The 25,466-nt window shown below is 74.5% G+C and carries 22 protein-coding genes; 12 read left to right on the top strand and 10 right to left on the bottom strand.

Features of this window, described 5'->3' with window-relative positions; translation table 11 throughout:
* Window positions 1-196: 196 nt before the first annotated feature.
* Genes ND486_RS18020 through kynA form a run of 4 tightly spaced genes read left to right on the top strand, consistent with a single transcriptional unit; the run spans window position 197 to window position 4,977 of the window.
* Entirely contained in the window at window positions 197-973 is a 777-nt protein-coding gene (locus ND486_RS18020; RefSeq protein WP_083658122.1) for a FadR/GntR family transcriptional regulator, read from the top strand.
* A 25-nt stretch (window positions 974-998) separates the two neighbouring features.
* Window positions 999-2,876, top strand: a complete 1,878-nt coding sequence (locus ND486_RS18015) for a helix-turn-helix domain-containing protein (protein WP_062396374.1) — start codon at window positions 999-1,001, stop codon at window positions 2,874-2,876.
* On the top strand, window positions 2,873-4,129 hold the full coding sequence (locus ND486_RS18010) for an aminotransferase class V-fold PLP-dependent enzyme (RefSeq protein WP_251785283.1): 1,257 nt from the start codon (window positions 2,873-2,875) through the stop codon (window positions 4,127-4,129). The genes ND486_RS18015 and ND486_RS18010 overlap by 4 nt, the downstream gene beginning before the upstream one ends.
* Window positions 4,126-4,977, top strand: a complete 852-nt coding sequence (gene kynA / locus ND486_RS18005; RefSeq protein WP_251785282.1) for a tryptophan 2,3-dioxygenase — start codon at window positions 4,126-4,128, stop codon at window positions 4,975-4,977. The genes ND486_RS18010 and kynA overlap by 4 nt, the downstream gene beginning before the upstream one ends.
* A 7-nt stretch (window positions 4,978-4,984) precedes the next feature.
* Here the strand turns inward: kynA and ND486_RS18000 are convergent, their stop codons facing one another.
* From ND486_RS18000 to ND486_RS17985, 4 genes are read right to left on the bottom strand one after another with little or no spacing between them, the layout of a single operon-like run.
* Window positions 4,985-7,276 carry a bifunctional salicylyl-CoA 5-hydroxylase/oxidoreductase gene (locus ND486_RS18000; protein WP_251785280.1) on the bottom strand — a complete coding sequence of 764 codons (2,292 nt, stop codon included), beginning with the start codon at window positions 7,274-7,276 and terminating at the stop codon, window positions 4,985-4,987.
* A complete protein-coding gene (locus tag ND486_RS17995) occupies window positions 7,273-8,151 on the bottom strand; it encodes an acyl-CoA thioesterase II (RefSeq protein WP_251785278.1) in 879 nt (292 codons plus the stop codon). Before ND486_RS17995 ends, ND486_RS18000 begins: the two co-directional genes overlap by 4 nt.
* Complete coding sequence (locus ND486_RS17990; RefSeq protein WP_208825768.1) at window positions 8,148-8,606, bottom strand: cupin domain-containing protein; 459 nt, start codon at window positions 8,604-8,606, stop codon at window positions 8,148-8,150. Before ND486_RS17990 ends, ND486_RS17995 begins: the two co-directional genes overlap by 4 nt.
* Entirely contained in the window at window positions 8,603-9,454 is an 852-nt protein-coding gene (locus ND486_RS17985) for a fumarylacetoacetate hydrolase family protein (RefSeq protein WP_251785277.1), read from the bottom strand. The genes ND486_RS17990 and ND486_RS17985 overlap by 4 nt, the downstream gene beginning before the upstream one ends.
* Before the next feature lie 240 nt (window positions 9,455-9,694).
* On the opposite strand from ND486_RS17985, the gene ND486_RS17980 reads away from it, so the two are divergent.
* The 5 genes from ND486_RS17980 (at window position 9,695) to ND486_RS17960 (ending at window position 15,750) form a co-directional block, all read left to right on the top strand.
* Entirely contained in the window at window positions 9,695-11,023 is a 1,329-nt protein-coding gene (locus tag ND486_RS17980; protein ID WP_208826973.1) for an AMP-binding protein, read from the top strand.
* A gap of 38 nt (window positions 11,024-11,061) precedes the next feature.
* Entirely contained in the window at window positions 11,062-11,322 is a 261-nt protein-coding gene (locus ND486_RS17975; RefSeq protein ID WP_251785275.1) for a hypothetical protein, read from the top strand.
* A 135-nt stretch (window positions 11,323-11,457) separates the two neighbouring features.
* Window positions 11,458-13,626: an indolepyruvate ferredoxin oxidoreductase subunit alpha gene (locus ND486_RS17970; protein ID WP_251785273.1), complete on the top strand. Its 2,169-nt coding sequence runs from the start codon at window positions 11,458-11,460 to the stop codon at window positions 13,624-13,626.
* A complete protein-coding gene (locus ND486_RS17965; protein WP_251785272.1) occupies window positions 13,626-15,323 on the top strand; it encodes an indolepyruvate oxidoreductase subunit beta family protein in 1,698 nt (565 codons plus the stop codon). The genes ND486_RS17970 and ND486_RS17965 overlap by 1 nt, the downstream gene beginning before the upstream one ends.
* A 1-nt stretch (window position 15,324) precedes the next feature.
* A complete protein-coding gene (locus ND486_RS17960) occupies window positions 15,325-15,750 on the top strand; it encodes a RidA family protein (protein WP_251785270.1) in 426 nt (141 codons plus the stop codon).
* A 27-nt stretch (window positions 15,751-15,777) separates the two neighbouring features.
* Here ND486_RS17960 and ND486_RS17955 read toward each other — a convergent pair whose 3' ends face one another.
* The 4 genes from ND486_RS17955 to ND486_RS17940 all read right to left on the bottom strand — a co-directional run bounded on the left by ND486_RS17955 (window position 15,778) and on the right by ND486_RS17940 (window position 19,673).
* Window positions 15,778-16,167 carry a hypothetical protein gene (locus ND486_RS17955; RefSeq protein ID WP_251785268.1) on the bottom strand — a complete coding sequence of 130 codons (390 nt, stop codon included), beginning with the start codon at window positions 16,165-16,167 and terminating at the stop codon, window positions 15,778-15,780.
* Between the two features lie 247 nt (window positions 16,168-16,414).
* Window positions 16,415-17,254 carry a PaaX family transcriptional regulator C-terminal domain-containing protein gene (locus ND486_RS17950; protein ID WP_251785266.1) on the bottom strand — a complete coding sequence of 280 codons (840 nt, stop codon included), beginning with the start codon at window positions 17,252-17,254 and terminating at the stop codon, window positions 16,415-16,417.
* Between the two features lie 98 nt (window positions 17,255-17,352).
* Entirely contained in the window at window positions 17,353-18,876 is a 1,524-nt protein-coding gene (locus tag ND486_RS17945) for an NAD(P)/FAD-dependent oxidoreductase (protein ID WP_251785264.1), read from the bottom strand.
* Between the two features lie 5 nt (window positions 18,877-18,881).
* Window positions 18,882-19,673, bottom strand: a complete 792-nt coding sequence (locus ND486_RS17940) for an SDR family oxidoreductase (RefSeq protein WP_251785262.1) — start codon at window positions 19,671-19,673, stop codon at window positions 18,882-18,884.
* 151 nt (window positions 19,674-19,824) lie between these two features.
* Between ND486_RS17940 and ND486_RS17935 the strand changes: the two genes are divergently transcribed.
* From ND486_RS17935 to ND486_RS17925, 3 genes are all read left to right on the top strand, one after another.
* A complete protein-coding gene (locus ND486_RS17935) occupies window positions 19,825-20,799 on the top strand; it encodes an AraC family transcriptional regulator (RefSeq protein WP_251785260.1) in 975 nt (324 codons plus the stop codon).
* Window positions 20,800-20,898: 99 nt separating this feature from the next.
* Window positions 20,899-21,672: a cyclase family protein gene (locus ND486_RS17930; RefSeq protein ID WP_224401959.1), complete on the top strand. Its 774-nt coding sequence runs from the start codon at window positions 20,899-20,901 to the stop codon at window positions 21,670-21,672.
* Between the two features lie 3 nt (window positions 21,673-21,675).
* Window positions 21,676-23,283, top strand: a complete 1,608-nt coding sequence (locus ND486_RS17925) for an NAD(P)/FAD-dependent oxidoreductase (RefSeq protein ID WP_251785258.1) — start codon at window positions 21,676-21,678, stop codon at window positions 23,281-23,283.
* 91 nt (window positions 23,284-23,374) lie between these two features.
* On the opposite strand, the gene ND486_RS17920 is transcribed toward ND486_RS17925, so the two are convergent.
* Together ND486_RS17920 and ND486_RS17915 are read right to left on the bottom strand one after the other, a co-directional pair.
* The gene (locus tag ND486_RS17920; RefSeq protein ID WP_251785256.1) at window positions 23,375-24,343 is read right to left on the bottom strand and encodes an AraC family transcriptional regulator; all 969 of its coding nucleotides are present in this window, start codon (window positions 24,341-24,343) and stop codon (window positions 23,375-23,377) included.
* 13 nt (window positions 24,344-24,356) lie between these two features.
* The gene (locus ND486_RS17915; RefSeq protein ID WP_251785254.1) at window positions 24,357-25,457 is read right to left on the bottom strand and encodes an LLM class flavin-dependent oxidoreductase; all 1,101 of its coding nucleotides are present in this window, start codon (window positions 25,455-25,457) and stop codon (window positions 24,357-24,359) included.
* Window positions 25,458-25,466: the final 9 nt, after the last annotated feature.

Genomic DNA, 25,466 nt, shown 5'->3' with positions numbered 1-25,466 from the left:
TTCGTAAGCAAGACCCACGAGCGGCGACAAGCTGCTGAGAAGCTCGATGAATCTGTCGGACCTATACCGTCGGGCGATGGTCGCGGGCAACGCCCGACCGGTACCCTGGAACGGGCCGCGGGACGCGCGGCACGGTGGACGACAGGGCGGCGGCGTGAAGATGGGTGCGACCCGGGATCCGCGTGACGGCGTCACCGTGCCGACCGACGCACCGGCGGGGGAGCGGCCCCGCGACGGTCACCGGCCGCCGACGGCGCGGCTGCGGGTCCAGCGGGTCCGTCCCGCCTACCGGCAGGTGGCCGACGAGCTGCGCGCGCAGATCATGCGCGGTGCCCTGCCCGCCGGCACCCGGCTGCCCGCGGAATCCGAGCTGACCGGCATGTTCGGGGTGAGCCGCTCGACGGTCCGCGAGGCGCTGCGGGTCCTGGCCAGCCAGCACCTGATCGACACCCGGCGCGGGGTGCAGGGCGGCTCGTTCGTCGCCGCGCCGGACCCCGCCCGCCTGGTCGAGGACGTCGGCGGCGCGCTCGGGGTGCTGGTCGCGACGCCGCAGCTCGGCATGGCGGACCTGCTGGAGGCCCGGCTGCTGCTCGAGCCCGCGGCGGCCCGGCTCGCCGCCCAGCGCGCCGCCCCGGAGACGATCGAGGCGCTGCGCGCCGCCGCCGCGGCACCGCGGGACCCGCGCGACCCCAGCGGGTTCGTCGAGCACATGGACTTCCACACCACGGTGCTCATGGCCACCGGCAACCTGATGATCACCATGATGGGCCAGCCGGTGGGCGACGTGCTCCGCACCCGACTGAACCGGCACGTCGTCGCGGCCGAGCACTGGGCCGAGGTCGACGCCTGCCACACGACGATCACCGAGCACATCGCCCGGGGCGAGGCGGCGCAGGCCGAGGAGGCCATGCGCAGCCACCTGCTCGACCTGCGCGACATCTACGGCCGCCCGGGGGCGTGGAAGTCCGACTGAGCGCCGCGCACGGCAGGATGGACGCGTGCGCACCGTCCTCGACCTGCTCCGGCTGCTGGCCGACCGGGCCGACGGCGATGCCCGCGACGGTGAGCTGGACCGCGTCGTCGCGGAGCTGGCGGCGTCCGAGCCGGAGGCCGGCGCGCTGACCCTGCGGGTGCGGGCGGCGATGGACGCCGGGCGCCGCCGCGAGTCCGAGCTCGCCGCGCTGGTCGGCATCGCCCGCGACCTCGCCTCGGAGTCCGACCCCGGCTCGGTGCTGCAGGCGATCGTGCGCCGGGCCCGCGGGCTGCTCGGCACCGACATCGCCTACCTGACCCTGCACGACCCCGAGCGCGGGGACACGTTCATGCGGGTCACCTCCGGGTCGGTCTCGCACCGCTTCCAGTCGCTGCGGCTCCCGCTCGGGGCCGGGCTGGGCGGTCTCGTCGCGGCCAGCCGCACCCCGCACTGGACCGGCCGCTACGCCGGCGACGGCCGCTACCGGCACACCGAGGAGATCGACACCGCGGTCGCCGAGGAGGGCATCGTCGGCATCTGCGGCACCCCGCTGCTGGTCGACGACGAGTTCGTCGGCGTCCTGTTCGCCGCCAACCGGTCCGCCCGGCCCTTCACCGCCGAGGACGTCGCCCTGCTCGGCTCGCTGGCCGCGCTCGCCGCGGTGTCGCTGGTGCAGACCCGCCGCCTCGCCGACACCGCCACCACGCTGCGCGAGCTGCGCGGTGCGCACGCCGCGATCGCCGAGGCCGCCGACGCCCACGACCGGTTCGCCGGGGTCGTCCTGGAGGGCGGCGACGTCGGCGACATCGCCGAGGCGCTCGGCCGGCTGCTCGGCGGGTGGGTCGCGGTGCTCGACGGCGACGGCGCCACCGCCGCGGCCCACGGCCCGGTCCCGCCCGGCCTGGACGCCCGCGCCGCGGCCCGCCGCGCCGGGGAGCGCGACGGCGGCGGTCGCCCGGTGCCGGTGCCGTGCGCCGGCGGCGTCTGGGTGACCGCGGTGATCGCCGGTGGTCAGCGTCTCGGGACGCTGCTGCTCGGCGGGCTCGGCGCCGGGGACGCCCTGACCCCCGGCCAGGTCCGCACCGTGGAGCGGGCCGCGATGGTCACGGCGCTGGTGCAGCTGTTCGCCCAGCGCGCCGACGAGGCCGACCGGTCCGACCGCGCCGACGCCCTCACCGAGCTCCTCGCCGCGTCCGGGGCCCCGCGACCGACGACGCTGACCCGGCTCGCCGCGCTCGGGGTGTCGCCCCGGCGGCCGCACGTGCTGCTGGTCTGCCGCTGCCACCCCGCCCGGCGACGGGCGCTGGCCCGGGAGGCGGCCGCTCTCGGCGGCCGTTCCGGGCTGGTCGGGGAACGGGACGGCGCGGTGGTCGTGCTGCTGCCGGGCACCGACCCGGCCGCGGCCGGTGCCCGGCTCGCGCGTCCGGCGTCGGAGCAGGACCCCGACGGGGCGGTGACAGTCGGCGGTGCCGGCCCGCTGCAGCCGGCCGACGGCGCGGACGCGGCGCTGGCCGAGGCCCGTCGCTCGGCGGAGGCGCTGGTCGCGCTGGACCGGGAGGGGGAGTGCGCGTCGGCGTCGGACCTCGGGTTCGCCGGGCTGCTGCTCGGCGAGCGCCCGGACGTCGCCGGGTACGTGCGCGGCATCCTCGGGCCCGTCGCCGAGCACGACGCGCGCCGCGGCAGCGAGCTGCTGCGCACCCTGGAGGCCTACTACGCCGCGGGTGCCAGCCCGACCCGGGCCGCGGCGGCGCTGCACGTGCACGTCAACACCGTGGCCCAGCGGCTCGACCGGGTCGCGTCGCTGCTGGGCCCGCGCTGGCAGGACCCGGACCACGGGCTGGAGCTGCAGCTCGCGTTGCGGCTGCACCGGCTGGGCACACCGCGACCGGAGGGGACACCGTGACCGACCGCAGCACCGACCCGACCACCGACCTCGGCACCGACCTCGCGGCCGTCGCGGCGGGACTCGACGCCGAGGACCCGCTCGCCGGGTACCGCGACCGGTTCCTGCCCGCCGACGGCGTCGTCGCCTACCTCGACGGGAACTCCCTCGGTCGTCCGCTGCGGGCGACGGCCGAGCGGATGGAGCGGTTCGTGCGCGCGGACTGGGGCACCCGGCTGATCCGCGGCTGGGACGAGGGCTGGGTCGACCGGCCGCGCAGCCTGGGGGACCGGATCGGGGCGGCCGCGCTCGGTGCCGCGCCGGGGCAGGTCGTCGTCGCCGACTCCACGACCGTGCTGCTCTACAAGCTGGCCCGGGCCGCCGTCGACCACCAGGCGGCGGCGGGGCGCCGCGAGATCGTCGTCGACACCGACAACTTCCCGACCGACCGCTACGTGCTCGAGGGCATCGCCGCCGAGCGCGGCGCGGTCCTGCGGTGGATCACCTCCGATCCGGCCTCGGGCGTGACGCCCGAGCAGGTCGCGGCCGCCGTCGGGCCGGACACGGCGCTGGTGCTGCTGTCCCACGTCGCCTACCGCTCCGGGTTCCTCGCCGACGCGCCCGCGATCACCCGGACCGCCCACGACGCCGGCGCCCTGGTGCTCTGGGACCTGTCGCACTCGGTCGGGTCGGTCCCGGTCCGGCTCGACGCGTGGGGCGCCGATCTCGCCGTCGGCTGCGGCTACAAGTACCTGAACGGCGGCCCGGGCGCGCCGGCGTTCGGCTACCTCGCCGCCCGGCACACCACGACGCTGCGCCAGCCGATCACCGGCTGGTTCGGCCACCGCGCGCCGTTCGCGATGGGGCCCGGCCACGAACCGGCGCCCGACGTGCGCGCCCTGCTCTCCGGCACCCCGCCGGTGCTGGCGTCGGTGCCGCTGGAGTGCGGGGTGGAGCTGCTGGAGCAGGCCGGGATCGACGCCGTCCGCGCGAAGTCGGTGCGGCTCACCGGGTTCGCCCTCGACCTCGCCGACACCCTGCTCGCGCCGCACGGCGTCACCGTGGCCTCACCGCGCGACCCGGACCGCCGCGGCGGGCACGTCACGCTGCGCCGCGAGGACCTCGCCCAGGTCAACGCCCGGCTGTGGGAGCGGGGGGTCATCCCGGACTTCCGGGCCCCGGACGGCATCCGCATCGGGCTCGCGCCGCTGTCGACCTCGTTCGCCGAGGTCCTCGCCGGGATGACCGCGCTCGCCGAGGAGGTCGCCCGATGAGCGACGACGGCACGAACACCCGGCCGGTCGAGGACGGTGTGGTCCGCGACTTCGGTGAGAACCTGTCCTACGGCGGCTACCTCGACCTGGACCGGGTGCTGGGCGCACAGCACCCCCGCAGCCGCCCCGAGCACCACGACGAGCTGCTGTTCATCGTCCAGCACCAGACCTCGGAGCTGTGGCTGAAGCTGGTGCTGCACGAGCTGGGCAGCGCCGCCGACGACACGGCCGCCGACGACCTGTCGCTCGCCCTCAAGCGCCTGGCCCGGGTCAAGCACGTGCAGCGCACCCTCATCGAGCAGTGGTCGGTGCTCGCGACGCTGACGCCGTCGGAGTACGTGCAGTTCCGCGGCGCGCTCGGGACCTCGTCGGGGTTCCAGAGCTACCAGTACCGGGCCGTGGAGTTCCTGCTGGGCAACAAGAACGCCGCGATGCTGGAGCTGTTCGCCGACGACGCCGCGGCGCACGCGCTGCTCCACGCGGCACTGCACCGGCCCAGCCTCTACGACGAGTTCCTGCGCCTGCTCGCCCGCCGCGGGTTCGCCGTCCCCGCCGACCTGCTCGACCGCGACGTCACCCTCGCCCACACCTACCGCGAGGACCTCGTGCCGGTGTTCGCCGAGGTCTATGCCGACCCGCGGACCCACTGGGATCTCTACGAGACCTGCGAGGAGCTCGTCGACATCGAGGAGAACTTCCAGCTGTGGCGCTTCCGGCACCTCAGGACCGTCGAGCGGACGATCGGGGTGCGGCGGGGAACCGGTGGTTCCAGCGGCCGGGACTTCCTGCGCCGGGCGCTGGACCTCACCTTCTTCCCCGAGCTCTACGCCGTGCGGACGGCGATGTGACGGGCCCTCACGGCACCTGCGCGCGCCGCCGCGCCGAGAGCCCGGACCGGTACTGCCGCGGGACCGCGTGCCCGCGGAAGTCCTGGTCCAGGGCCGCGTTCAGCGTCCAGTACGGGTCCACCAGGTGCGGCCGCGCGATCGCGCACAGGTCCGCCCGGCCGGACGCGATGATCGTGTTCGCGTCCTCCACGCTGGACACCGCGCCGACGGTGATCGTCGGGACGCCGGTCTCCTGACGGATCCGGTCCGCGAACGGCGTCTGGTAGAGCCGCCCGTAGGCCGGCTTCGCCTCGGTGCTGGTCTGGCCGGTGGAGACGTCGACGATGTCCGCGCCGTGCGCATGCAGCATCGGGGCCAGCGCGACCGCGTCGTCGCCGTCGAAACCGCCGTCGACCCAGTCGGTGGCGCTGATCCGGACGCTGACCGGCTTGTCGTCGGGCCACACCGCGCGGACGGCGTCGAGGATCCGCAGGGCCAGGCGGGCCCGGTTCTCCAGCGGGCCGCCGTAGGAGTCGGTGCGCCGGTTCGACACCGGCGACAGGAAGCTCGACACCAGGTAGCCGTGCGCGAAGTGCAGCTCGACCAGGTCGAACCCGGCGGAGTCGGCGCGGCGGACCGCCTCGACGTGGTCGGCGACGACCCGGTCCAGGTCGGCCTCGGTCGCCTCGCGCGGGACGGCGCTGTCGGACCGGTAGGGCAGCGGCGAGGGCGCCAGGATCTCCCAGTTGCCGTCCTCGAGGGGCTCGTCGATGCCCTCCCACATGACCTTGGTCGAGCCCTTGCGCCCGGCGTGCCCGATCTGGGCGCCGATCCTCGCGTCGGTGTTCTCGTGCACGAACCGCACGACCCGGGCCCAGGCGTCACGCTGGGCGTCGGTGTAGAGACCGGGGCAGCCGGGGGTGATCCGGCCGTCGGCGGAGGTGCAGATCATCTCGGTCATGACCAGGCCGGCGCCGCCCTGGGCGCGCCCGCCCAGGTGCACCAGGTGCCAGTCGGTCGGCACGCCGTCGACGGCGGAGTACTGCGCCATCGGCGAGACGACGATCCGGTTCGGCAGCGTCATGCCGCGCAGCCGGTAGGGGTGGAACATCGGCGGGGTGCCGGTCTCGACCTCGAGACCCAGGTCGCGGGTCCGGTCGGCGAGCCAGGCGTCGATCCGGCCGACGTAGCCGGCGTCGCGGAGCTTCAGGTTGTCGTAGGTGACCCGCTGCGAGCGCGTGAGCAGCTGGAACACGAACTGCCGGGGGTCCAGGTGCCGGTAGCGGCGGACGCCCTCGAACCACTCCAGGCTGGTCTGTGCGGAGCGCTGCAGCGACTCGACGACCGGCTTGCGGTCCTCCTGGTACGCCTTCAGCGCGGCTTCGACGGTCGGCTCCCGGTCGATCGCGCCGGCCAGGCCGATCGCGTCCTCTAACGCGAGCTTGGTGCCCGAGCCGATGGAGAAGTGCGCGGTGTGCGCGGCGTCGCCGACGAGCGCGACGTTCCCGGCGCGCCAGGACTCGTTGCGCATCACACCGAAGGACAGCCAGCCGGAGTTGTTGCCGATCAGGCCGTGGCCGTCGAGCAGGTCGGCGAAGACCTCCTCGCAGAACCGCAGGGAGCGCTCGTCGTTCTCGCCCGGGCGCCGCTTCGCGGCGGCGAACTCGGCGAGCCCGGCGCGCTCCCAGGTGGCCTCGTCGGTCTCGACGATGAAGGTGGAGCGCTCCCCGTCGAAGGGGTAGATGTGCGCCCAGAACAGCCCGAACCGGGTCTCCACGAACTGGAAGGTGAAGCAGTCGAACGGACGGGTGGTCGCGAACCACACGTAGCGGGCGGTGCGCCGGTCCAGGCTCGGCCGGAACTCCTCCGACAGGGCCTCGCGGATGCGGGAGTTGACGCCGTCGGCCGCGATGACCAGGTCGTTCTCGCGGCGCAGCGTGTCCAGGTCGGGCGCCTCGGTGCAGTGGCGCACGTCCACGCCCAGCTCCGCGGCGCGCTCGCCGAGGATGCCGAGCAGCCGCTTGCGCTCCAGCGCGGCGAAGGCGTGCCCGTCGCTGCGCTCGCGGGCGCCGAGGACGTCGACGTCGATCGCCGACCAGTGCCGGAACTCCGCGGAGATGCGCTCGAGGGACTCCGGGTCGGCGGCCGAGATGTTGTCCAGGGTCTCCTCGGAGAACACGACGCCGAAGCCGAAGGTGTCGTCGGCGCGGTTGCGCTCGTAGACGACCACCTCGCGCGACGGGTCGGTCTTCTTCAGCAGGATGGCGGAGAACAGCCCGCCGGGGCCGCCGCCGACGGAGGCGATGGAGTGTGCGCTCACGGGAGGTTCACCAGTCCTTCCTGGACGACCGAGGCCAGCGGGCGGCCGTCGGCGGAGTAGAGGCGGGCGGTGCCGAGCCCGGTGCCGCGGGTGGCGACCGGGGAGGTCTGCACCAGCGCGACCCACGAGTCCATGCGGCCGTCGTGGTGCCACCACATGGCGTGGTCGAGGCTGGCGGTGACGACGCCGTCGTCGGCCCAGGCGGCGCCGTGGCGGCGCAGGATCGGTTCCAGCAGCGTGTAGTCGCAGACGTAGGCCAGCGCGCTGCGGTGGATCGCCGGGTCGTCGGGCAGCCGCTCCCAGGCCCTCAGCCACACGGTCTGGCGGGCGACGCGCACACCGTCGTGGGTGGTGTAGAGCGCCGACGGGGCGTGCCGGATGTCGAAGGAGCGGTGGTACCGCCAGTACTGGGCGTCGCGGGTGTCCGCGCCGACCAGCACGTCGGCCGTGCTCGGCAGCTCGTCGGGGTCGCCCGCCTCCGGGGGGAGGGTGTCGGCGTGCTCGACGGCGCCGTCGACCGGCACCGCGAACTGCGCCATCGCCCGGAAGATCTCCTTGCCGCCCTGCAGGCCGCGGACCGCACGGTGGGAGAAGCCGCGGCCGTCGCGGACCCGCTCGACCTCCCAGCGGGTCTGCGTGTGCACGTCGCCGGCGCGCAGGAAGTAGCCGTGCAGGTTCGCGACGCGGCGGTCGTCGCCGACGGTGAGGGTCATGGCCCGCTCGGCCTGGGCGACGAGCTCGCCGCCGTAGGCACGACCCGACGGGATGACCTGGTGGTGGGCGAGGAACGCGTCGTCCCCGTCCTTGGTCAGGTCCAGCGCCGCGAGCAGCGGGGCGACGGACCTCTCGCTGGTGGAGGGCATCGGAGTGGTCATGCGCGGCGGTACCCCTCGAGGCTCGCGTCGTCGACCTCGGGGAGGTTGACGACGATGTTGTCCGGTGTCCGGCAGGTCAGCCACACCAGTTCCTCGGTGGTCGACATGTTGCCCTCGACGTGCGGCATGAACGGCGGGACGAACACGAAGTCGCCTTGCGCCATCTCGATCCACTGCGCGTAGTCCTCGCCGAACCAGATCCGGCCGGTGCCCGACAGCACGTAGCCGCCGGTCTCGGCCTCACCGTGGTGGTGCGGCAACGAGCGGTAGCCCGGCTCGTTGGAGACCCGGCCGAACCAGATCCGGGTGGCCGGGGTGTGCTGCGGCGACACGCCCGAGACGCGGACGCAGCCACCGGACTGGCCGGTGCCGGTGTCCTCGGACCCGGCGCGGGTCACGACGGGCACGGCGGACCAGGCGAGCTCGGTGCCGTCCTGCTTGCTCTGCTCACTCATGCGCACTCCTCGAACTCGATGCGGATCGGTGTGGTCAGGACGCCGACGCCCTGCAGCGACACCTCGACGACGTCGCCGTCGGCGAGGAAGCGGGGCGGGCTCGTCGCGGCGCCCACCCCGGCGGGGGTTCCGGTGAGCACGACGTCGCCGGGGGACAGGCGGGTGAACGCCGAGATGTAGGCGAGCAGCGCGGGCGCGTCGAACACCAGGTCCGCGGTGTCGCCGGACTGCACGACCTCGCCGTTGACCCGGCAGGTCAGTGCGAGCCCGGCGGCGGGGTCCAGCTCGTCGGGGGTGACGAGGACCGGGCCGAGCGGGGTGGTCGCGTCGAACGCCTTGCCCGGGAGCCACTGCCCGGTGTGGTGCTGCCAGGTGCGCACCGACAGGTCGTTCGCCGTGGTGTACCCGGCGACACCGGCCGACGCCTCGGCCCGCGTCGCCCGGTGCAGCGGGGCGCCCACGACGACGGCCAGCTCGGCCTCCCAGTCCGGACGCCCCGCCCAGTCCGGCAGCGTCACGGTGTCGGCGGGGCCGGTGAGGGTGTCGGCGAACTTGGTGAACAGGGTCGGGTGCTCGGGCAGGTCCCGGCCCATCTCGCGGATGTGCCCCGCGTAGTTGTGCCCGCAGCAGACGATCTTCGACGGCCGGGGGACGACCGGGGCGAGGCCGCCGGCGGGGGTGGCGGGACCCTCCGCGGGGGACGGGGCGGCGACCGCGCGGGCCGTCCGGAGACCGTCCGGGTCGCGGAGCAGGTCGCCGGCGTCGGAGTGGGGGAGCACCGCCCACTCCGCTCCGGCGGCGACGGCGGCGACGGTCCCGTCGCCCGACCGCAGGGTCGCCAGACGCATCCCGACCTCCTGATGTGTCGTGTCCTTGACGGCGAACACTGAAACACGATGAACGTGGCCTCGGCAAGCGCGGCCGCGTGATCTGCGTCAGGCGGACAGTGGTCGCGTTTCGTGGCCATGACGTACCGATCTCGGCTGTGACCGGAGCGTGTGTGGGGGTTGCCCGCTCCCGGCATCGCATGCTCTGATGACTGTCGTCACGTCAGCGATATACAGCTTGTGCCGGGAGAAGGGGACGCCGTGACCGACCAGCCGTTCTGGAACCCCAAGACCGAGCTCATGCCGCGCGCGGACCTGGTCGAGCTGCAGCTCGCGAAGCTGCGCCGGGTCCTGGCCTGGGCGAAGGACCGCAGCCCGCACTACCGGCGCACCCTCGCCGGCGTCGACCCGGACCGGATCCGCACCCGCGACGACCTCGCCCGCATCCCGTTCCTCACCCGCGAGGAGTGGATGGCCTCGCAGGAGGCGCACCCGCCGTTCGGCGAGCTGCCGGTCACCGGCGCCCACGACGCGATCCGGCTGCACACCACCTCCGGCACCTCCGGGCGCACCCCGCTGCGTGCGCTGGACTCCCGCAAGGACTGGTCCTGGGCGGCGGAGATGTGGTGCTACGCGCTCTGGGGCGCCGGGGTCCGCCCGCACGACGTCGGCTACGTCGCGTTCGGCTACGGCTCGTTCATCGGGTTCTGGGGCCTGCACAACGGGCTGGAGAAGATCGGCGCGCTGACCATCCCGGGCGGCGCGCAGTCCACCGCCCAGCGGGTGCGCCAGATCCACGACTTCGGCGCGACCGTCGTCGCGTCCACCCCGACCTATGCGCTGCGCCTGGCCGCCGAGGCCGAGGAGCTGGGCATCGACCTGGTGAACGGCCCGGTCCGCCGCGTGATCCTCTCCGGTGAGCCCGCCGGGTCCATCCCGGAGACCAAGGCGCTCATCGAGCGGAAGTGGGGTGCGGCGGCCTACGACACCGCGGGCATGACCGAGGTGTCGACGATCGTCATGTTCACCCCGGCCGAGCAGCCCGGCGGCTGCCACGTCATCGAGGACCACCTCCTGGAGGAGGTGATCGACCCGGAGACCGGGCGTGAGGTCGGCTACGGCGAGCGCGGCGAGCGGGTCTGCACCTCCTTCGGGCGCTCGACCACCCCGCTGCTGCGCTACCGCACCGCCGACCTGGTCGTGAAGGTCCCCGGCTCCCGCACCACGTCCGGCCGCACCTGGGACCTCTACGAGGGCGGGATCATCGGCCGGGTCGACGACATGAAGCTCGTCCGCGGCACGAACGTCTACCCCGGCGCCGTCGAGGCGATCGTCCGGGGCTTCGACGGGATCGAGGAGTTCCAGATCCGCATCTCCCGCCCCGGTGACCGCGACGAGATCGAGCTGCTGCTGGAGCCCGCGGCGACCGTCGACGACACCGGGTGGGACCTGCTGTCCGGGCGGGTCGCCGCCGAGCTGGCGGACTCCCACGAGGGCCTGCGCTTCCACGTCCGCCGCGCCGCGACCGGTGAGCTGCCCCGCTTCGAGCTGAAGGCCAAGCGGCTCACCGACCTGCGTCCGGCCGTCTGACCGGGCCCGCCGCCGACCCGACCCGCGAGGAGCCCGCCATGAGCACGACCACCACGACGACCACCGCGCCGTCCGCCCCGCGCGCCGCCGCCGACCGGGCGACGGACCTGCTCGGTGCCCCGCTCGACGACGCCGAGCGGGCCCTGCTCGACGTCTACGACCGGATCGTCGCCGCGCTGCGCCGCGACGACCTCCCGCCCTGCGTGGCGGCGAACCTGCGCGCCGCGCTCGCCCCGGTCGCCGTCGCCGTCACCGACCTCGGCCTGCGCTTCGAGCACCTGACCGACCTGGGTGTGTAGCCGCGCGGTGCGCTCCGCGCAGCGCCGATCGGACAGCGACCACGCCCACGGGATAGGCGCCACGCGATCCGGTGCCTAGCGTCGGTACCGACGACCACCTCCCACCACCACGACCACCACGACGAGAGGACGGCCATGGCCGAACGGTCCTTCGCCGCCGAGGTGCAGAAGCTGCGCGCCGGAGCCGGCGAGACACTGCACGTCGAAGGCATCCTGGCCGTGACGAAGGCGCTGCTGCAGTCCGGCGTCGCCTACGTCGGCGGCTACCAGGGCGCGCCGATCTCGCACCTCATGGACGTCCTCGGCGACGCCCGCGAGATCCTCGACGAGCTCGACGTCCGGTTCGAGAACTCCGCCTCCGAGGCGACGGCCGCGGCCATGCTGGCGGCGTCGGTGCACCACCCGCTGCGCGGCGCGATCACCTTCAAGTCCCCGGTCGGCACGAACGTCGCCTCCGACGCACTGGCCAACCTCGCCTCCGGCGGGGTCACCGGCGGCGCGCTGGTGATCCTCGGCGAGGACTACGGCGAGGGCTCCTCGATCATGCAGGAGCGGGTGCACGCGTTCGCGATGAAGTCGCAGATGTGGCTGCTCGACCCGCGCGCCAACACCACCGCGATCGTGAACGCGGTCGAGTCCGGGTTCGCGCTGTCCGAGGCGTCCAACACCCCGGTGTTCCTGGAGCTGCGGCTGCGGTCCTGCCACCTGCACGGCGGGTTCGTCGCCAAGGACAACGTGCGGCCGCCGATGACCGTCGCCCAGGCCGCGGACGCCCCGCGGCGCAGCGTCGACCGGATCGTGCTGCCGCCCGCGTCGTTCGCCCACGAGCGCGAGAAGCTGCAGGACCGCTGGCCCCGGGCGGTGGAGTTCATCCGCGAGCACGGTCTCAACGAGCTGTTCCCGGGCGACGGCACCGCCTCCGACGTGGGCATCATCGTCCAGGGCGGGCTGTACAACACGCTGAACCGGTCGATGGAGCTGCTCGGTGCCTCCGACACGCTCGGCCGCACCCGCGTCCCGACCTACATCATGAACGTGACCTACCCGGTCGTCGACTCCGAGATCGTCGAGTTCTGCTCCGGCAAGCGTGCGGTGATCATGGTCGAGGAGGGTCAGCCCGACTACATCGAGCAGAACCTGCACGCGATCCTGCGCCGCGCCGACGTCCCGACGGTGCTGCACGGCAAGGACATGCTGGCCGCGGGCGGCGAGTACACCGCCCAGGTCGTCACCCGCGGCCTGGAGCAGTTCCTCGGCAAGTACGCCCCCGACGTCGTCACCCACCGGCCGTCGCTGCTGCGCGACCCGGCCGATCCGGCGAGCCCGTTCGCGCCGCGGGTCGCCGCCGAGGTCGTGCGCCCGCGCCCGCCGGGCCTGTGCACCGGCTGCCCGGAGCGCCCGATCTTCTCCGGCCTCAAGCTGGCCGAGCGCGAGACCGGGCAGCACCAGATCTCCGCGGACATCGGCTGCCACCTGTTCGCCATCAACGCCCCGTTCGACCTGGGTGCGACGACGATGGGCTACGGCATGGGCGCCGCGGGCTCGGCCGCGCTGGCCGGCGGCGGTGCCGAGAAGCGACCGGTGTCGATCATGGGCGACGGCGGGTTCTGGCACAACGGGCTCGTGTCGGGCGTCGGGAACGCCGTGTTCAACAAGTCCGACCAGGTCATGGTGGTCGTCGACAACGACTACGCCGCCGCCACCGGCGGGCAGGACGTGCTGTCCAGCCACGCCGACTCCGAGCGCCGCTCGACCAGGCACCCGATCGAGAAGGCCGCGCGTGGTCTCGGCATCACCAACGCCACCACGATCGACCACACCTACGACGTCGCCAAGGTCCGCGACACCTTTCTGAAGGCGTTCCGCCGCAAGGAACGCGGCCCCGAGCTGCTGGTGATGCAGTCGGAGTGCCAGCTCAACCGGCAGCGCCGCGTGAAGAAGGACCGCGCCGCGAAGCTGAAGCGCGGCGAGCGCGTCGTGCGGGAGCGGTTCGGCGTCGACCCGGAGACCTGCACCGGTGACCACGCCTGCATCCGGATCTCCGGCTGCCCGTCGCTGACGATCACCGACAACCCGGACCCGCTGCGCACCGACCCGATCGCGACCGTGCTCGACTCCTGCGTCGGGTGCGGGGTGTGCGGCAACAACGCCCACGCGGCGGTGCTGTGCCCGTCGTTCTACCGCACCGACGTCGTCGACAACCCCACGGCCGGGGAGCGGGTCCGCGCCCGCCTCCGGTCCTGGTGGATCACCCTCGTCGGGCGCGGCCTCGATCGCCGCGCCGCCCGGATGGAGGCAGCCTGATGCCCACCGTGATGCCCGCACCGGCGGGTCCCTCCGGGTCCTGGTACACCGGGACCCGCCCGATCACCCTCGCGATCCTCGCGATGGGGGGCGAGGGCGGCGGGGTGCTCGCCGACTGGGTCGTCGCCGTCGCCGAGGCCGCCGGCTACCACGCGCAGACCACCTCGGTCGCCGGCGTCGCCCAGCGGACCGGGGCGACCGTCTACTACGCCGAACTGCACCCCCCGGTGCCCGGGACCGACTCGGCCGACGGCGCGGGCCGGGCCGAGCCGGTGCTGTCGGTGTTCCCGACGCCCGGCGAGGTCGACGTCGTCGTGGCCTCGGAGCTGATGGAGTGCGGCCGCGCGGTCCAGCGCGGCTTCGCCACCCCCGACCGCACCACGCTGATCACCTCGACCAACCGCGTCTACTCCATCGACGAGAAGATGCACCTCGGCGACGGTCGCGTCGACTCCGCCGAGCTGGTCGCCGCCGCGGGCCGCGCCGCGCAGCACCTGGTCGCCGCGGACTTCGCCGCGATCGCCGAGGAGCACCGCAGCGTGATCTCCGCGGCGTTGTTCGGGGCGCTCGCCGGGTCCGGGGCACTGCCCTTCTCCCGGGACCGCTTCGAGCAGGCCGTCCGCGACGCAGGCAAGGGCGTCGAGCCGAGCCTGGCCGCGTTCGCGGGCGGGTTCGACGCGGCCACCGCCGCGCTCGCCCCCGCCCCGCCCGCCCCGCCCGCGCCCCGCGCGCCGGCGACGGTCGACATCGCGATCGGTCCGCGGCCCGTCTCCGCCGAGGAGCGCAAGGAGCGTGAGGAGGCGCGGCGCAACGACATCGCCGCGACCGACCCGGAGTCACTGGTGGGCGAGGACCTGCGCCCGCTCGCCCGCACCGTCGCCGACCTCCCGGCCGCGGCGCGTTCCACGGTCCTGCACGGCCTCGTGCGGACCGGTGTCTACCAGGACCTCGACTACGCCGCCCGCTACCTCGAGCGGGTCCGCGCGTTCGCCGCCGTCGACCCCGACCCGTTCGGCGACGCCCGCCTCACCACCGAGGCGGCCCGGCACCTGGCGCTGTGGATGTGCTACCAGGACACGATCCACGTCGCGCTGCAGAAGACCCGCGCGCGGCGGCTCGAGCGGGTCCGCGACGAGGCCGGGGTGACCTCGGCGCAGCTGTCCCGGGTGCGCGAGTACCTGCACCCGCAGGCCGAGGAGATCACCGACACGCTGCCGTACCGGCTCGGGAAGGTGCTGCGCCGCTCGAGGGCGTTCACCCGCGCCGTCGACCGGGTCACCCGCGAGGGCATGGTCCTCGACACCACCTCGGTGACCGGCTACGCGATGCTCGCGACGATGGCGCGGATGCGGCCGCTGCGGCCGCGGTCGCTGCGGTTCGTCGAGGAGCAGAAGGCGATCGAGGCCTGGACCGCGCTCGCGCTCGACACCGTCGCCGCCGACGCGGACCTCGCCGTGGAGATCCTCGTCTGCCAGAAGGTCCTCAAGGGCTACGGCGAGACCTACGCCCACGGCAACGACAGCTTCGCCCTGCTCAGCCGGGCCGCCGGCGAGCTGCGCGGCCGTACCGGCGCCGCCGCCACGCTCGCCCGGCTCCGCTCCGCGGCCCTGGCAGACGAGGACGGCGCGGCCCTCCGCGCCCGGCTGTCCGGGGCCGGCCTGCCCACCACCGTTCCGTCGAGGAAGAGGAAGCACTGACATGACCACCGGCACCACGACCGGCACTGCGTCCGACGTCGAGCTCATCAACCCGGACACCCTCGCGAAGCCGTCCGGCTTCACCCACGCCGTCCGGCACGGCGACACCGTCCACCTCTCCGGCCAGACCGCGATGGACGCGACCGGCCGGATCGTCGACGGCGGCATCGTCGACCAGTTCCGGCAGGCCCTGTCCAACGTCGTCACCGCCCTGCGCGCGGCGGGCTCCGAGCCCGGGGACCTGCTGTCGGTGCGGATCTACCTGCTCGACGTGCCCGGCTACCAGGCCCGCGGCAAGGAGATCGGCGCGATCTGGAAGGAGCTGTGCGGGCGGACCTACCCGGCGATGACCGGCGTCGGGGTCACCGCGCTGTGGCAGCCCGAGGCGCTGATCGAGATCGAGGCGGTCGCGGCGCGGCGGGTCTGAGAGCTCCCTCCGGTCGCAGCCGTCGAGCTAGAACAGCATCGGTCCCCCGGGTGGCGGCCGCCGATCGAGATGCGGGATCGACGAGCCGGTGAAACTCCAGGTCAACAGGGCCAGGAAGATCAGCACCAGCAGGCCGATACCGGCTGCCCAGCCGATGATCACTCCGTAGGCGCCGGCGTTGTCGAGGAACGGCCAGGCGAGGAGCCACAGGGCGGCCACGGGCAGCACGGCGGCCGCGACCAGACGCTGAACGGTGCGGAGCCGGACGTCCCGGCCCACCCGGGACGCGCGGGCTTCGGTCAGCTCACCCCGTCCGCCGCAGGGCACGCACTCGACCGGACCGAGCTCGCGCATCGCCGCGACCGGGAGGAGGTTGACGCTGATCAGGAAGTCCCCGGCAGCTCCCTTGCGGTGCATGACCTTCCAACCGCGACACGCCGGACAGGGCGTCATGGGGTCCACCGGGGTCCCGAGCGCGCCGGCCGGTGCGGATCCGTGAGCTCGCGGCACGGCGGAACTGCGCAGGCCGGCTCGGTGGGGGTCCACGTCACGACGACGAGTATGGGCCGAGACCGCGATGAGGTCCACGGTGCGCCGGGGGCCGGGCGGGGCGGATACCCCGCGGCCCCTCCCGCCCCGCAGCGCCGTGCCGGGACAAGGCGGCTCAGGTGTCCAGGACGCTGCTGACGTGTTCGCGCGCCGGCCCGGCGAGGCGGGCGCGCAGGTCGCCGAAGAGCTCCTCGGCACGGTCGCCGACCCAGCTCTCGGGCAGTGCCTCCAGCGGCAGGCCCGGGTCGAGGTAGGGCAGGCGTCGCCAGACCGTCACGAGCGTCACGAAGTCGGCGAAGGCCTGCTCGGGCTCGCCGTCGGCGTCCCGCCAGGCGTGCAGCACCGGCTCCTGGCGGGCGACGAAGGCGGAGTACTGGCTCGCGAGGGCGTCGAGGTCCCACCAGGACGCGACGGTCTCGCGCAGCGGACGGCCGGCGACGTGCCGGCTGCGGAACAGCTCCGTGTAGCCGCGCAGACCGGCGCGGTCCAGCGCGTGCGAGACCTCGGCCTCCAGGTGTGCCGGGGCGACCCACAGGCCCGGGGCGACCGTGCCGAGGCCGAGCCGGATCAACAGGCTGCGCAGCTGATGACGCTGGTCGCGGGCCGACTCGGGCACCGAGAAGGCCACCAGCAGCCAGCCCTCCCCGGCGCCGGCGCGTCGGCGGGAGAAGATCCGCTCGTCGCCCTCGGCGAGCACGTCGGCCAGCGCGGGGGACAGGCGGTACCCGGCGGCGCCGCCGACCTTCTGCGGTTCGAGGAGGCCGCGTCGCTTCAGCCGGGACACCGCGGACCGGACGGCCTGGCCGTCCACCCCGAGCCCGCCGAGCAGCCGCACCAGCGACGACACCGACAGGGCCCCGCCGCGCTCACGGGCGTAGAGCCCGTACACCGACACGATGAGCCGACGCGGGGGGACGGGAGCGAGGATCTCGTCCGGTTCGGCGACGGTCGTCACGACCACATCGTACGGGCGTGCCCGCACCCCCGGGCGAGCGCGACGCGCCGCACCGTCCGGGAGGGACGGTGCGGCGCGCCTCGGGGGAGCGGAGCTCGTCACCCCGCGGCCCGCAGCGGGGTGGCCCGGCGCCGGGGCGCGTCCGCGGTGACCGGTGCGTGCCGGGCGGTCAGGTCGGCGGTGATCCGGGCGTAGGCACCCGGGTCGACCGGCAGCAGCCACTCGCCGAACCGGCGCCGGCGGCCGATGCCCGCCCCGAGGTCGGACAGCATCTCGTCGATGTTGTGCAGGGAGAACGGGATGATGTTCGTGCCGCGGGCGTGCTTGCCCTCGGTGCGCTCCTCCATCCAGCGCAGGCGCTCCTGGACGAATGCCCGGCGCTCCTCCACCGACGGCAGGTCGATCCCGCCCGCCAGGTGCACACCGATCCACAGCGCCGCGACCTCAGCCGACAGCGGGGACAGGAACGACGAGTTGTACCCGCAGAAACTCAGGTCCGCCACGGTGTGCGGGTGGATCTGGCGGTAGAGCTCGAAGTTGCCGCGCTCGTCGACGAGCCGGTCCCGCACGTCCTGGGACAGGAACGGCACCCGCTGGTGGAAGCCCGTCGCCGCGACGACGACGTCGGCCGCGACCTCGGTGCCGTCCTGCAGGATCGCGACGGGCCTGCCGTCGCGGGCACCGAGCGCGCTGATGAGCGTGTCCCGGTGGACGGTGATCGAGCCGTCGGCGACGGCCTCGTAGAAGCCCTCGGTGGCCAGCGACACCGTGGACCGCGCGATGTCCTCCAGCGACCCGTCCGGGACCAGGCCCAGCTTCTGCAGCTTCAGCTGCCGCACGATCTGGCCCTGCAGGCTCGACATCATGCCGTTGCGGACGCCCCGCCCGGCGCCGTGCAGGAACTTCTCGAAGCCGGCCAGGTGGGCGTAGCGGAACAGGCCCTCGCCGAGTCGGGTGAGCAGCAGGTACTTGTAGTTCAGGGCACCGCCGATCCGGCGCGGCATCTTCCACAGCAGCTCGCGCGCGACGACCGTCGTCGAGCGGGACACCGAGTCCAGTGCCACGGCCACGTCGCAGGAGGACTTGCCGTAGCCGATCACGACGACGTCGCGGTCGCGGGCGTCGTCGATGTCGGTGAAGTCCGACGGCGCGCAGTACCGCCCGCCCGCGGCGCGGTGCTCCTCGGTGCCCGGGAAGGCGGGGAGGAACGGCTCGGAGAAGATCCCGTTCGCGACGACGAGGTGGTCGAACTCCTCGGTGGCCGTGCCCGCGCCCGCGGTGGTGACGGTCCAGCCGCCGCCCCGGCGGGGCTCGGCGGAGAGCACCTCGGTGCTCGTGCGGACCTTGTCGCGGATGCCGAAGTGGCGGGCGTAGGCCTCCAGGTACTCCTGCACCTGCTGCCCGCTCGGCCACTCCGGGTAGTGCCTCGGCATCGGGAAGTCCGACAGCGAATAGGTGCCCTTGTCGTTCTGGGTGGTCAGGCCGGGGTAGCGGCGGCTGGCGCTCCACACCCCGCCGACGTCCGGCGCCTTCTCGAACACGGTGACGTCGTGACCGAAACCGGTCAGGACCTTGGCGGAGGAGAGGCCGGCGAATCCGGCCCCGACGACGGCGATCTTCATGGTGGTCACTCCGAAGCGGTCGCGAGCTGGGGGATGGCGGGGACGGCCTGCTCCGGGCCCATGGCGGAGTAGCCGCCGTCGGCGGCCCAGTCCGCGCCGGTGACGGCGGAGGCGGCCGGGGAGAGCAGGAAGGCGACGACGGCACCGACCTCGTCCGGGTCGGCGACGCGGCCGGTGAGGTGGAACGGGGCGGCGACGCGGTCGGTGTGCGCGCGGTCGGAGCCCGACAGGTCGTCCATGATCTTCGACCAGGTCCAGCCGGGCGAGACCGAGTTGACCCGGATCCCGTCGGCGGCCAGGTCCATGGCCATCGAGCGGGTGACCTGCACCAGCGCCGCCTTGGACGCCGGGTAGACCCACCGGCCGGTCTGGGCGACCTTGGACGAGATCGAGGTCAGGTTGACGACCGCGCCGCCGACCGCGGCGAGGTGCTCCCGTGCGGTGCGGGTCGTCTGGACGGTGCTGACCAGGTTGACGTCGAGGGCGCGCAGCCAGTCGGCGCGGACGGTGTCGGCGCCGTCGTCGAGATAGCTGCACGCCAGGTTGACCAGGCCGTGCAGGCCGGACGGGCCCGCGACGGCGGAGACGCAGGCGTACACCGCGTCGTCGTCGGTGATGTCGGTGTGGTGGAACGACACCCGCTCACCGAGTTCGTCGAGCAGGGGCTTCGCCCCGGCGGCGTCGATGTCGGCGATCGCGACCGTCGCACCGGCGGCGTGCAGGGCGCGGACGACACCGTGTCCGACCAGGGTGGATCCGCCGGTCACGAGGATCGTGCGGCCGTGCAGGTCAGTCATGGGAGCCTCCGAAACAGAACGGTCATCTAGCGGACCCGTGATGGCAGTCATCTTTTGGCTATATAGTCGGGGTGACTATCCCCACCACGCGGTCGCTGTCCGGGGGACGCGGCCGGGACGACGGAGCCGGGGTCGAGCACGAGGAGGTGCCATGACCGAGGTGCTGAGCGGTTTCTGCCGGGTGGACTCGCCCGATCTGGAGGAGGCGCGCGAGCGCGTCGGCGAGGTGTTCTGCCCGCACCGGCTCGAACCCGTCGACCGCGGCACCCCGACGCCGGTCCGGTTCAACACGGCCGGGTTCGGGGCGGTCGGTCTGTCGTACCTGTCCTACGGGGCGTCGGTGCGGATCCGCCCGCAGCCGCTGCGCTCGTTCGTCCTGGTGCAGATCCCGCTGTCGGGCCGGGCGCTGGTGCGCACCGGCGGGACCGAGGTCGTCTCCGACCCCACGACGGCGTCGGTGCCCGACCCGGACGCCGGGCTGGACATGACCTGGGAGGCCGGCAACGAGCAGCTGATCGTGCGGATCGAGCGCGCGGCCCTGGACGCCCAGCTGCACCGCATGCTGGGGCGGCCGCCGTCGAAGCCGCTGCGCCTGGCGACCAGCGTCGACCTGCGGACGCCGGCCGCACGGTCCTGGCTCTCGACCGTCGACATGGTCCGCACCGACCTCGACGGGCCCGGCGGCCTCACCCACCCCGTGCTGCGCGCCCAGGTCGAGCAGCTGCTGATGGGCCAGCTGCTCGCCGCGGTGCCGCACTCGGCGGCCGGGGAGCTGCTCGCCGTCGCCGACCCGGCACCCGCGGTGCCGAAGGTGATCCGCCGGGCCGAGGCGCTCATCGAGGGGCACGCGCGGGAGCCGCTGACCGTCGACGACGTCGCCGAGGCCGTCGGGCTGTCCGTGCGCAGCCTGCAGGAGGGCTTCCGCCGCCACCTCGACACCACGCCGACCGCGCGGCTGCGCGACGCCCGCCTCGCCGGGGTGCGCACCGAGCTCGCCGACGCCGACCCCACCCGGTGCACCGTCTCGCAGGTCGCCGCGGACTGGGGGTTCGGGCACCTCGGCCGGTTCGCCGTCGCCTACAAGGAGCGGTTCGGCGAGTCGCCGTCGGACACCCTGCGCGGATAGGCCCACGTCGCGCGGACAGTCACCGCGCACAACGGATGGCCGCACACGCATCGGTGCGACGAAGCTGTCCGGCACGCCCCGCCCGACCTGGAGGTCCCCGTGTCCGTGCTCTCCGCCCTGCTCGACGCCGCCCGTTCCGGATCGGTGCGGGTCGTCGACCTGACCACGCCGTTGCAGTCCTCGACGCCGATCCTGGAGCTGCCCGAGCCGTTCGGGCAGACCAGCCGGTTCGAGCTGGAGGAGATCTCCCGCTACGACGACCGTGGCCCGGCCTGGTACTGGAACAACATCCGCACCGGTGAGCACACCGGCACCCACCTCGACGCGCCGAACCACTGGATCACCGGCAAGGACGGCCTCGACGTCTCGCAGGCGCCGTTGTCGACCCTCGTCGCACCGGTCGTGGTGATCGACCGGACCGCCGAGGTCGAGAAGGACGCCGACTACCTGCTGCAGATCGCCGACGTGCAGGCGTGGGAGGCCGAGAACGGTCCGCTGCCCGAGGGCGGCTGGCTGCTGCTGCGCACCGGGTGGTCGGCCCGCGGTGAGGACGAGGCGGCCTTCGCCAACGCCGACGAGAACGGCCCGCACACCCCGGGCGTCGCGCCGGAGTGCGCGCGGTGGCTGGCGCGCGAGACCCCGATCACCGGCCTGGGTGTGGAGACCGTGGGCACCGACGCGGGGCAGGCGCCGAACCTGGAGCCGGCGTTCCCGTGCCACTCGGAGCTGATGGGCGCCGACAAGTGGGGCCTGACCAGTCTGCGCAACCTCGACCAGCTCCCGGCGACCGGCGCGGTGCTCGTGGTGTGCCCGCTGCCCATCGTCGGCGGCTCGGGCAGCCCGGCGCGTGTGCTCGCGCTCGTCGAGGGCTGAGCCGTGCACGCCACGTACGACGCCGTCGTCGTCGGCGGCGGGATCAACGGCCTGGCGGCCGCCGCACGGCTGGCCCGGTCCGGCTGGTCGGTCGCCCTCGTCGACGACCACGACCGGATCGGCGGGTTCGTCGCCGCCCAGGAGCACGACGGGTTCGTCCGCGACACCTGGTCGAGCTGGCACCCGCTGTTCGTCACCGGCCCGGCCTACGCCGCGTTCGGTGCGGACCTGCACCGGCACGGCCTCGCCTACGCCAACACCGACGGCCCGCTCACCGCGACGGTCTCGGGTGACGGCTCGGTCGCGCTCGCCCACCGGTCGGTCGACGAGACCGTCGCCGGGTTCGCCGAGGCCGCCGACCGCGACGCCTACCGCGCCATGATCGACCGCTTCGGCGCGCACGCCGCCGGGATCGGCGGGCTGCTCGGCTCCGAGCTGCACGCCCCCGGCACGCTCGGCCCGGTCGCGACCCTGGCCCGCGCCGCGGGCGTCGCCGGGATGGAGACCTACGCCCGCGACACGCTGACCTCCGGCCGGTCCTGGATGCGCGCGCGGTTCACCGGTCCGGAGACCGACCGGCTCTGGGCGCCGTGGCTGCTGCACGCGGGCCTGGCCCCGGACTCCGCGTCCGGCGGGCTGATGGTCCCGATCTTCGCCGCGACCATGCACGGCGCCGGGCTGCCGGTCGTCGCCGGCGGGGCGGGCCACTTCCTCACCGCCTGGGAGCGGCTGCTCGACGAGCTCGGCGTCGCCGTGCACACCGGCCGCCGGGTCGAGCGGGTCACGGTCGGGTCCGGGCGCGCGACGGGCGTCGCCGGCGACGGGTTCGCGTTCCGGGCGCGCCGTGCGGTGCTGGCCTCGGTGACCCCGCCCGCGCTCTACGGCTCGCTGCTCCCGCCCACCGTGGTGCCCCCGCCGGTGGCCGAGGCCGCCGCCCGCTACCGCCCCGGCCGGGCCGCGATGCAGGTCCACGTGACGCTGTCCGGGCCGGTCCCGTGGGCCGACGCCCGGCTGGCCGGGGTGCCGCTCGTGCACGTCTCCGACGGCTCGGCCTCGACCGCGATCGCCTGCGCGGAAGCGGAGGCGGGGCTGCTGCCGCGCCGGCCGACCGTCGTCGTGGGGCAGCAGCACGTGCTCGACCCGACCCGGGTCCCCGAGGGTGCCGCCGCGCTGTGGCTGCAGCTGCAGGAGCTGCCGTTCGCCCCGGTCGGGGACGCGGCCGGCGAGCTGGACACCGCCGACGGCTGGGACCGCACGCTGGCCGAGGGCTACGCCGAGCGCGTCCTGGACCGGGTCGCCGCGCACGCGCCGGGCCTGCGCGAGCTCGTCGGCCGGGTCGACGTGCTCGACCCGACCGCCATCGCCGCGCACAACCCGAACGCGCTGTGCGGGGACCCCTACGCCGGGTCGGCCGAGCTGGACCAGAACTTCTGGTGGCGACCGCTGCCGACGGGCGGCGGGCACGCGACGCCGGTGCCGGGTCTCTGGCAGATCGGCGCGTCCACCCACCCCGGACCGGGGCTGGGCGGGGCGTCGGGATTCCTGGTCGCCGACCGGCTCACCGCCCCCGGCCCGCTGGCCCGGCTGCGGTCGCGCCTCACCGGGGCCTGAGCGCGCCGCAGCCCGGCACGGACCGCCGCCGGTCGCGACCGCCGGGGATGGAGCACGCGGTGCGTCGCACCGGGCGTCCCACCCCCGGCGGTCATGCGCGGTGCCGGCGCGCGGTGTCCGAGGGCAGCTCCCCGTACCGGTCGCGGTAGTCGTGGGCGAAGCGCCCGAGGTGCCCGAACCCGCAGGCGTGCGCGACGTCGGCGACCGTCGTCGCGCCGGCCTCGACCAGGGCGCGGTGTGCCCGGGCCAGGCGCACCTCGCGCAGCACCGTCGCCGGGCCGGTGCCGAGCCTGCGGCGGAACTCCTCCTGCAGCCGTCGCACGCCGACCCCGGCGGCGCGGGCGATGTCGGCGACGGTGACCGGCTCGGCGTGGTGGGCCTCGATCCAGGCCAGCGCCCGGTCGACGGCGTCGGCGGGCCCGGCGGCGGCCTCGTCGCGCAACGCGTCCGACGCCGTGTGCGGCTGGGTCAGCAGCACCGCGGTGAGCAGCTGCTCCGACAGCACCCGGCGGACCAGCGGCGCGGGCCGCCCGCCGCACTCGGTGAGCACCGCGCACGTGGTGCGCCAGGCCTGGTCGAGCAGCGACGGCGGCGCGGCCGGCGTCGCCGCCCCCGGCGGGAGGAACCGCAGCGCGTGTCCTGGCGGGCGCCCGGTGAGCGCGGCCAGCTGCTCCTCCAGCCGCCCCGCACCGGCCGAGACGACCAGCGCCCCGGCGACCGGGTCGGGTTCCATCACGGTGTGCGCGTCGGCGGCCAGCACGAACGGCCCGGGCACGATCCCGCCGTCGGCGATGCCGGGGGCGCGCACCCGCATCGGGCCCAGCGGCACGGTGAGCGCGAACCGGTTGCGGGTGGGGAAGGCGTCGACGGTCACCTCGGCGCCGTAGCGCACGAACGCGACGTTGACGCCGTCGAGCCCGGCGACCGCGACCGCCCCGTCGGGACGGCCGCGGCGCACACCGATCTCGTGGACCACCGTGACCTGGGCGACCTCGTCGCGCAGCTCGGCGAGGCGGTCGCTGCGCCGCGCCGGCAGGGCGGGCGACGACGGCTCGGTCACGGTCACCTCCGGCTCAGACCGGGAGGCGGATGCCCCGCGCCTCGAGCCGGGGGAGCACCTCCTGGGCGAAGTATCCCAGCTCACCGAGGTAGTCGACGAACGACAACGTCATGCCGGCGAACCCCGCCTCGTGGAAGGCGACGATCCGGTCGGCGACCTCGTCGGGGGTGCCGACGAGCGGGCAGGAACCGTGCCCCGCGGCGAAGCGGTGCCGGAAGGTCTCCAGCATCTCGGGGGTGAAGGACTGCGCGTGCATCCCCTGCAGCCGCATCAGGTTCTCCACCGCGGCCCAGTCGGCGTTCTCGTCGGCGTAGTACCGCAGGTAGTCCTCGGCCTCGGCGCGGGTGGGACGGCAGACGACGTGGCCCAGGGTGAACGTCCCGACCCGGCGGTCGTACCGTGCGCGGGCGCGGTCCCGGATGCCCGACACGATCGCCGCACCGTCCTCGGGCCCGCCGACCACGGTGAACGCGACGTCGGCGTTGCGGGCGGCGTAGTCGCGGCCCTGCGCCGACGACCCGGCGTTGAGCACCGGCAGCGGCCCGTCGTGCGGCTTCGGCATGCCCTCGACCCCCTCGAGCCGGAAGAAGCGGCCCTCGTGGTCGAAGCGGCCCCGCTCGGTCCAGATCCGGTGGATGACGTCCCACCACTCCTGGGCCAGCTCGTAGCGGGCGTCGTGGTCGGTGGGCAGGGTCGCGCCGAGCGCCCGGTACTCGGGCTCGTTCCAGCCGGCGACGATGTTGATCCCGGCGCGCCCCTGCCCGACGAGGTCGGCGGTCGCGAGCTGCTTGGCGACGACGACCGGGTGGTGGAAGGCGGTGTGCACCGTGGCGAAGACGGTGATCCGCCGGGTGCGGGCGAGCAGCGCGGCGGCCAGCGTCGTCGGGTCCAGGACGCCCTCGTGGAAGTTGGTCTCGCCGCCGTAGCCGATCCAGCGGGCGATCGGCAGCAGGAAGTCGATCCCGACGGAGTCGGCCAGCTCGGCGAGCCGGAGGTTGTCCTCCCAGCTGCCCGACCAGCGCTCCGGCACGCGGGTGACCGCGAGGCCGGAGGAGCAGTTGGCGGAGAACAGCCCGAGCTTGAAGCCCTTGCCGTCCGCGACGGGCTTGACCATGGTCGCTCC

It is taken from the genome of Pseudonocardia sp. DR1-2 (genome assembly GCF_023717215.1).
GTDB lineage: Bacteria > Actinomycetota > Actinomycetes > Mycobacteriales > Pseudonocardiaceae > Pseudonocardia > Pseudonocardia alni.
Note: the sequence above shows the minus strand (reverse complement) of the source record. Positions and strands in the feature narration are given on the sequence as shown.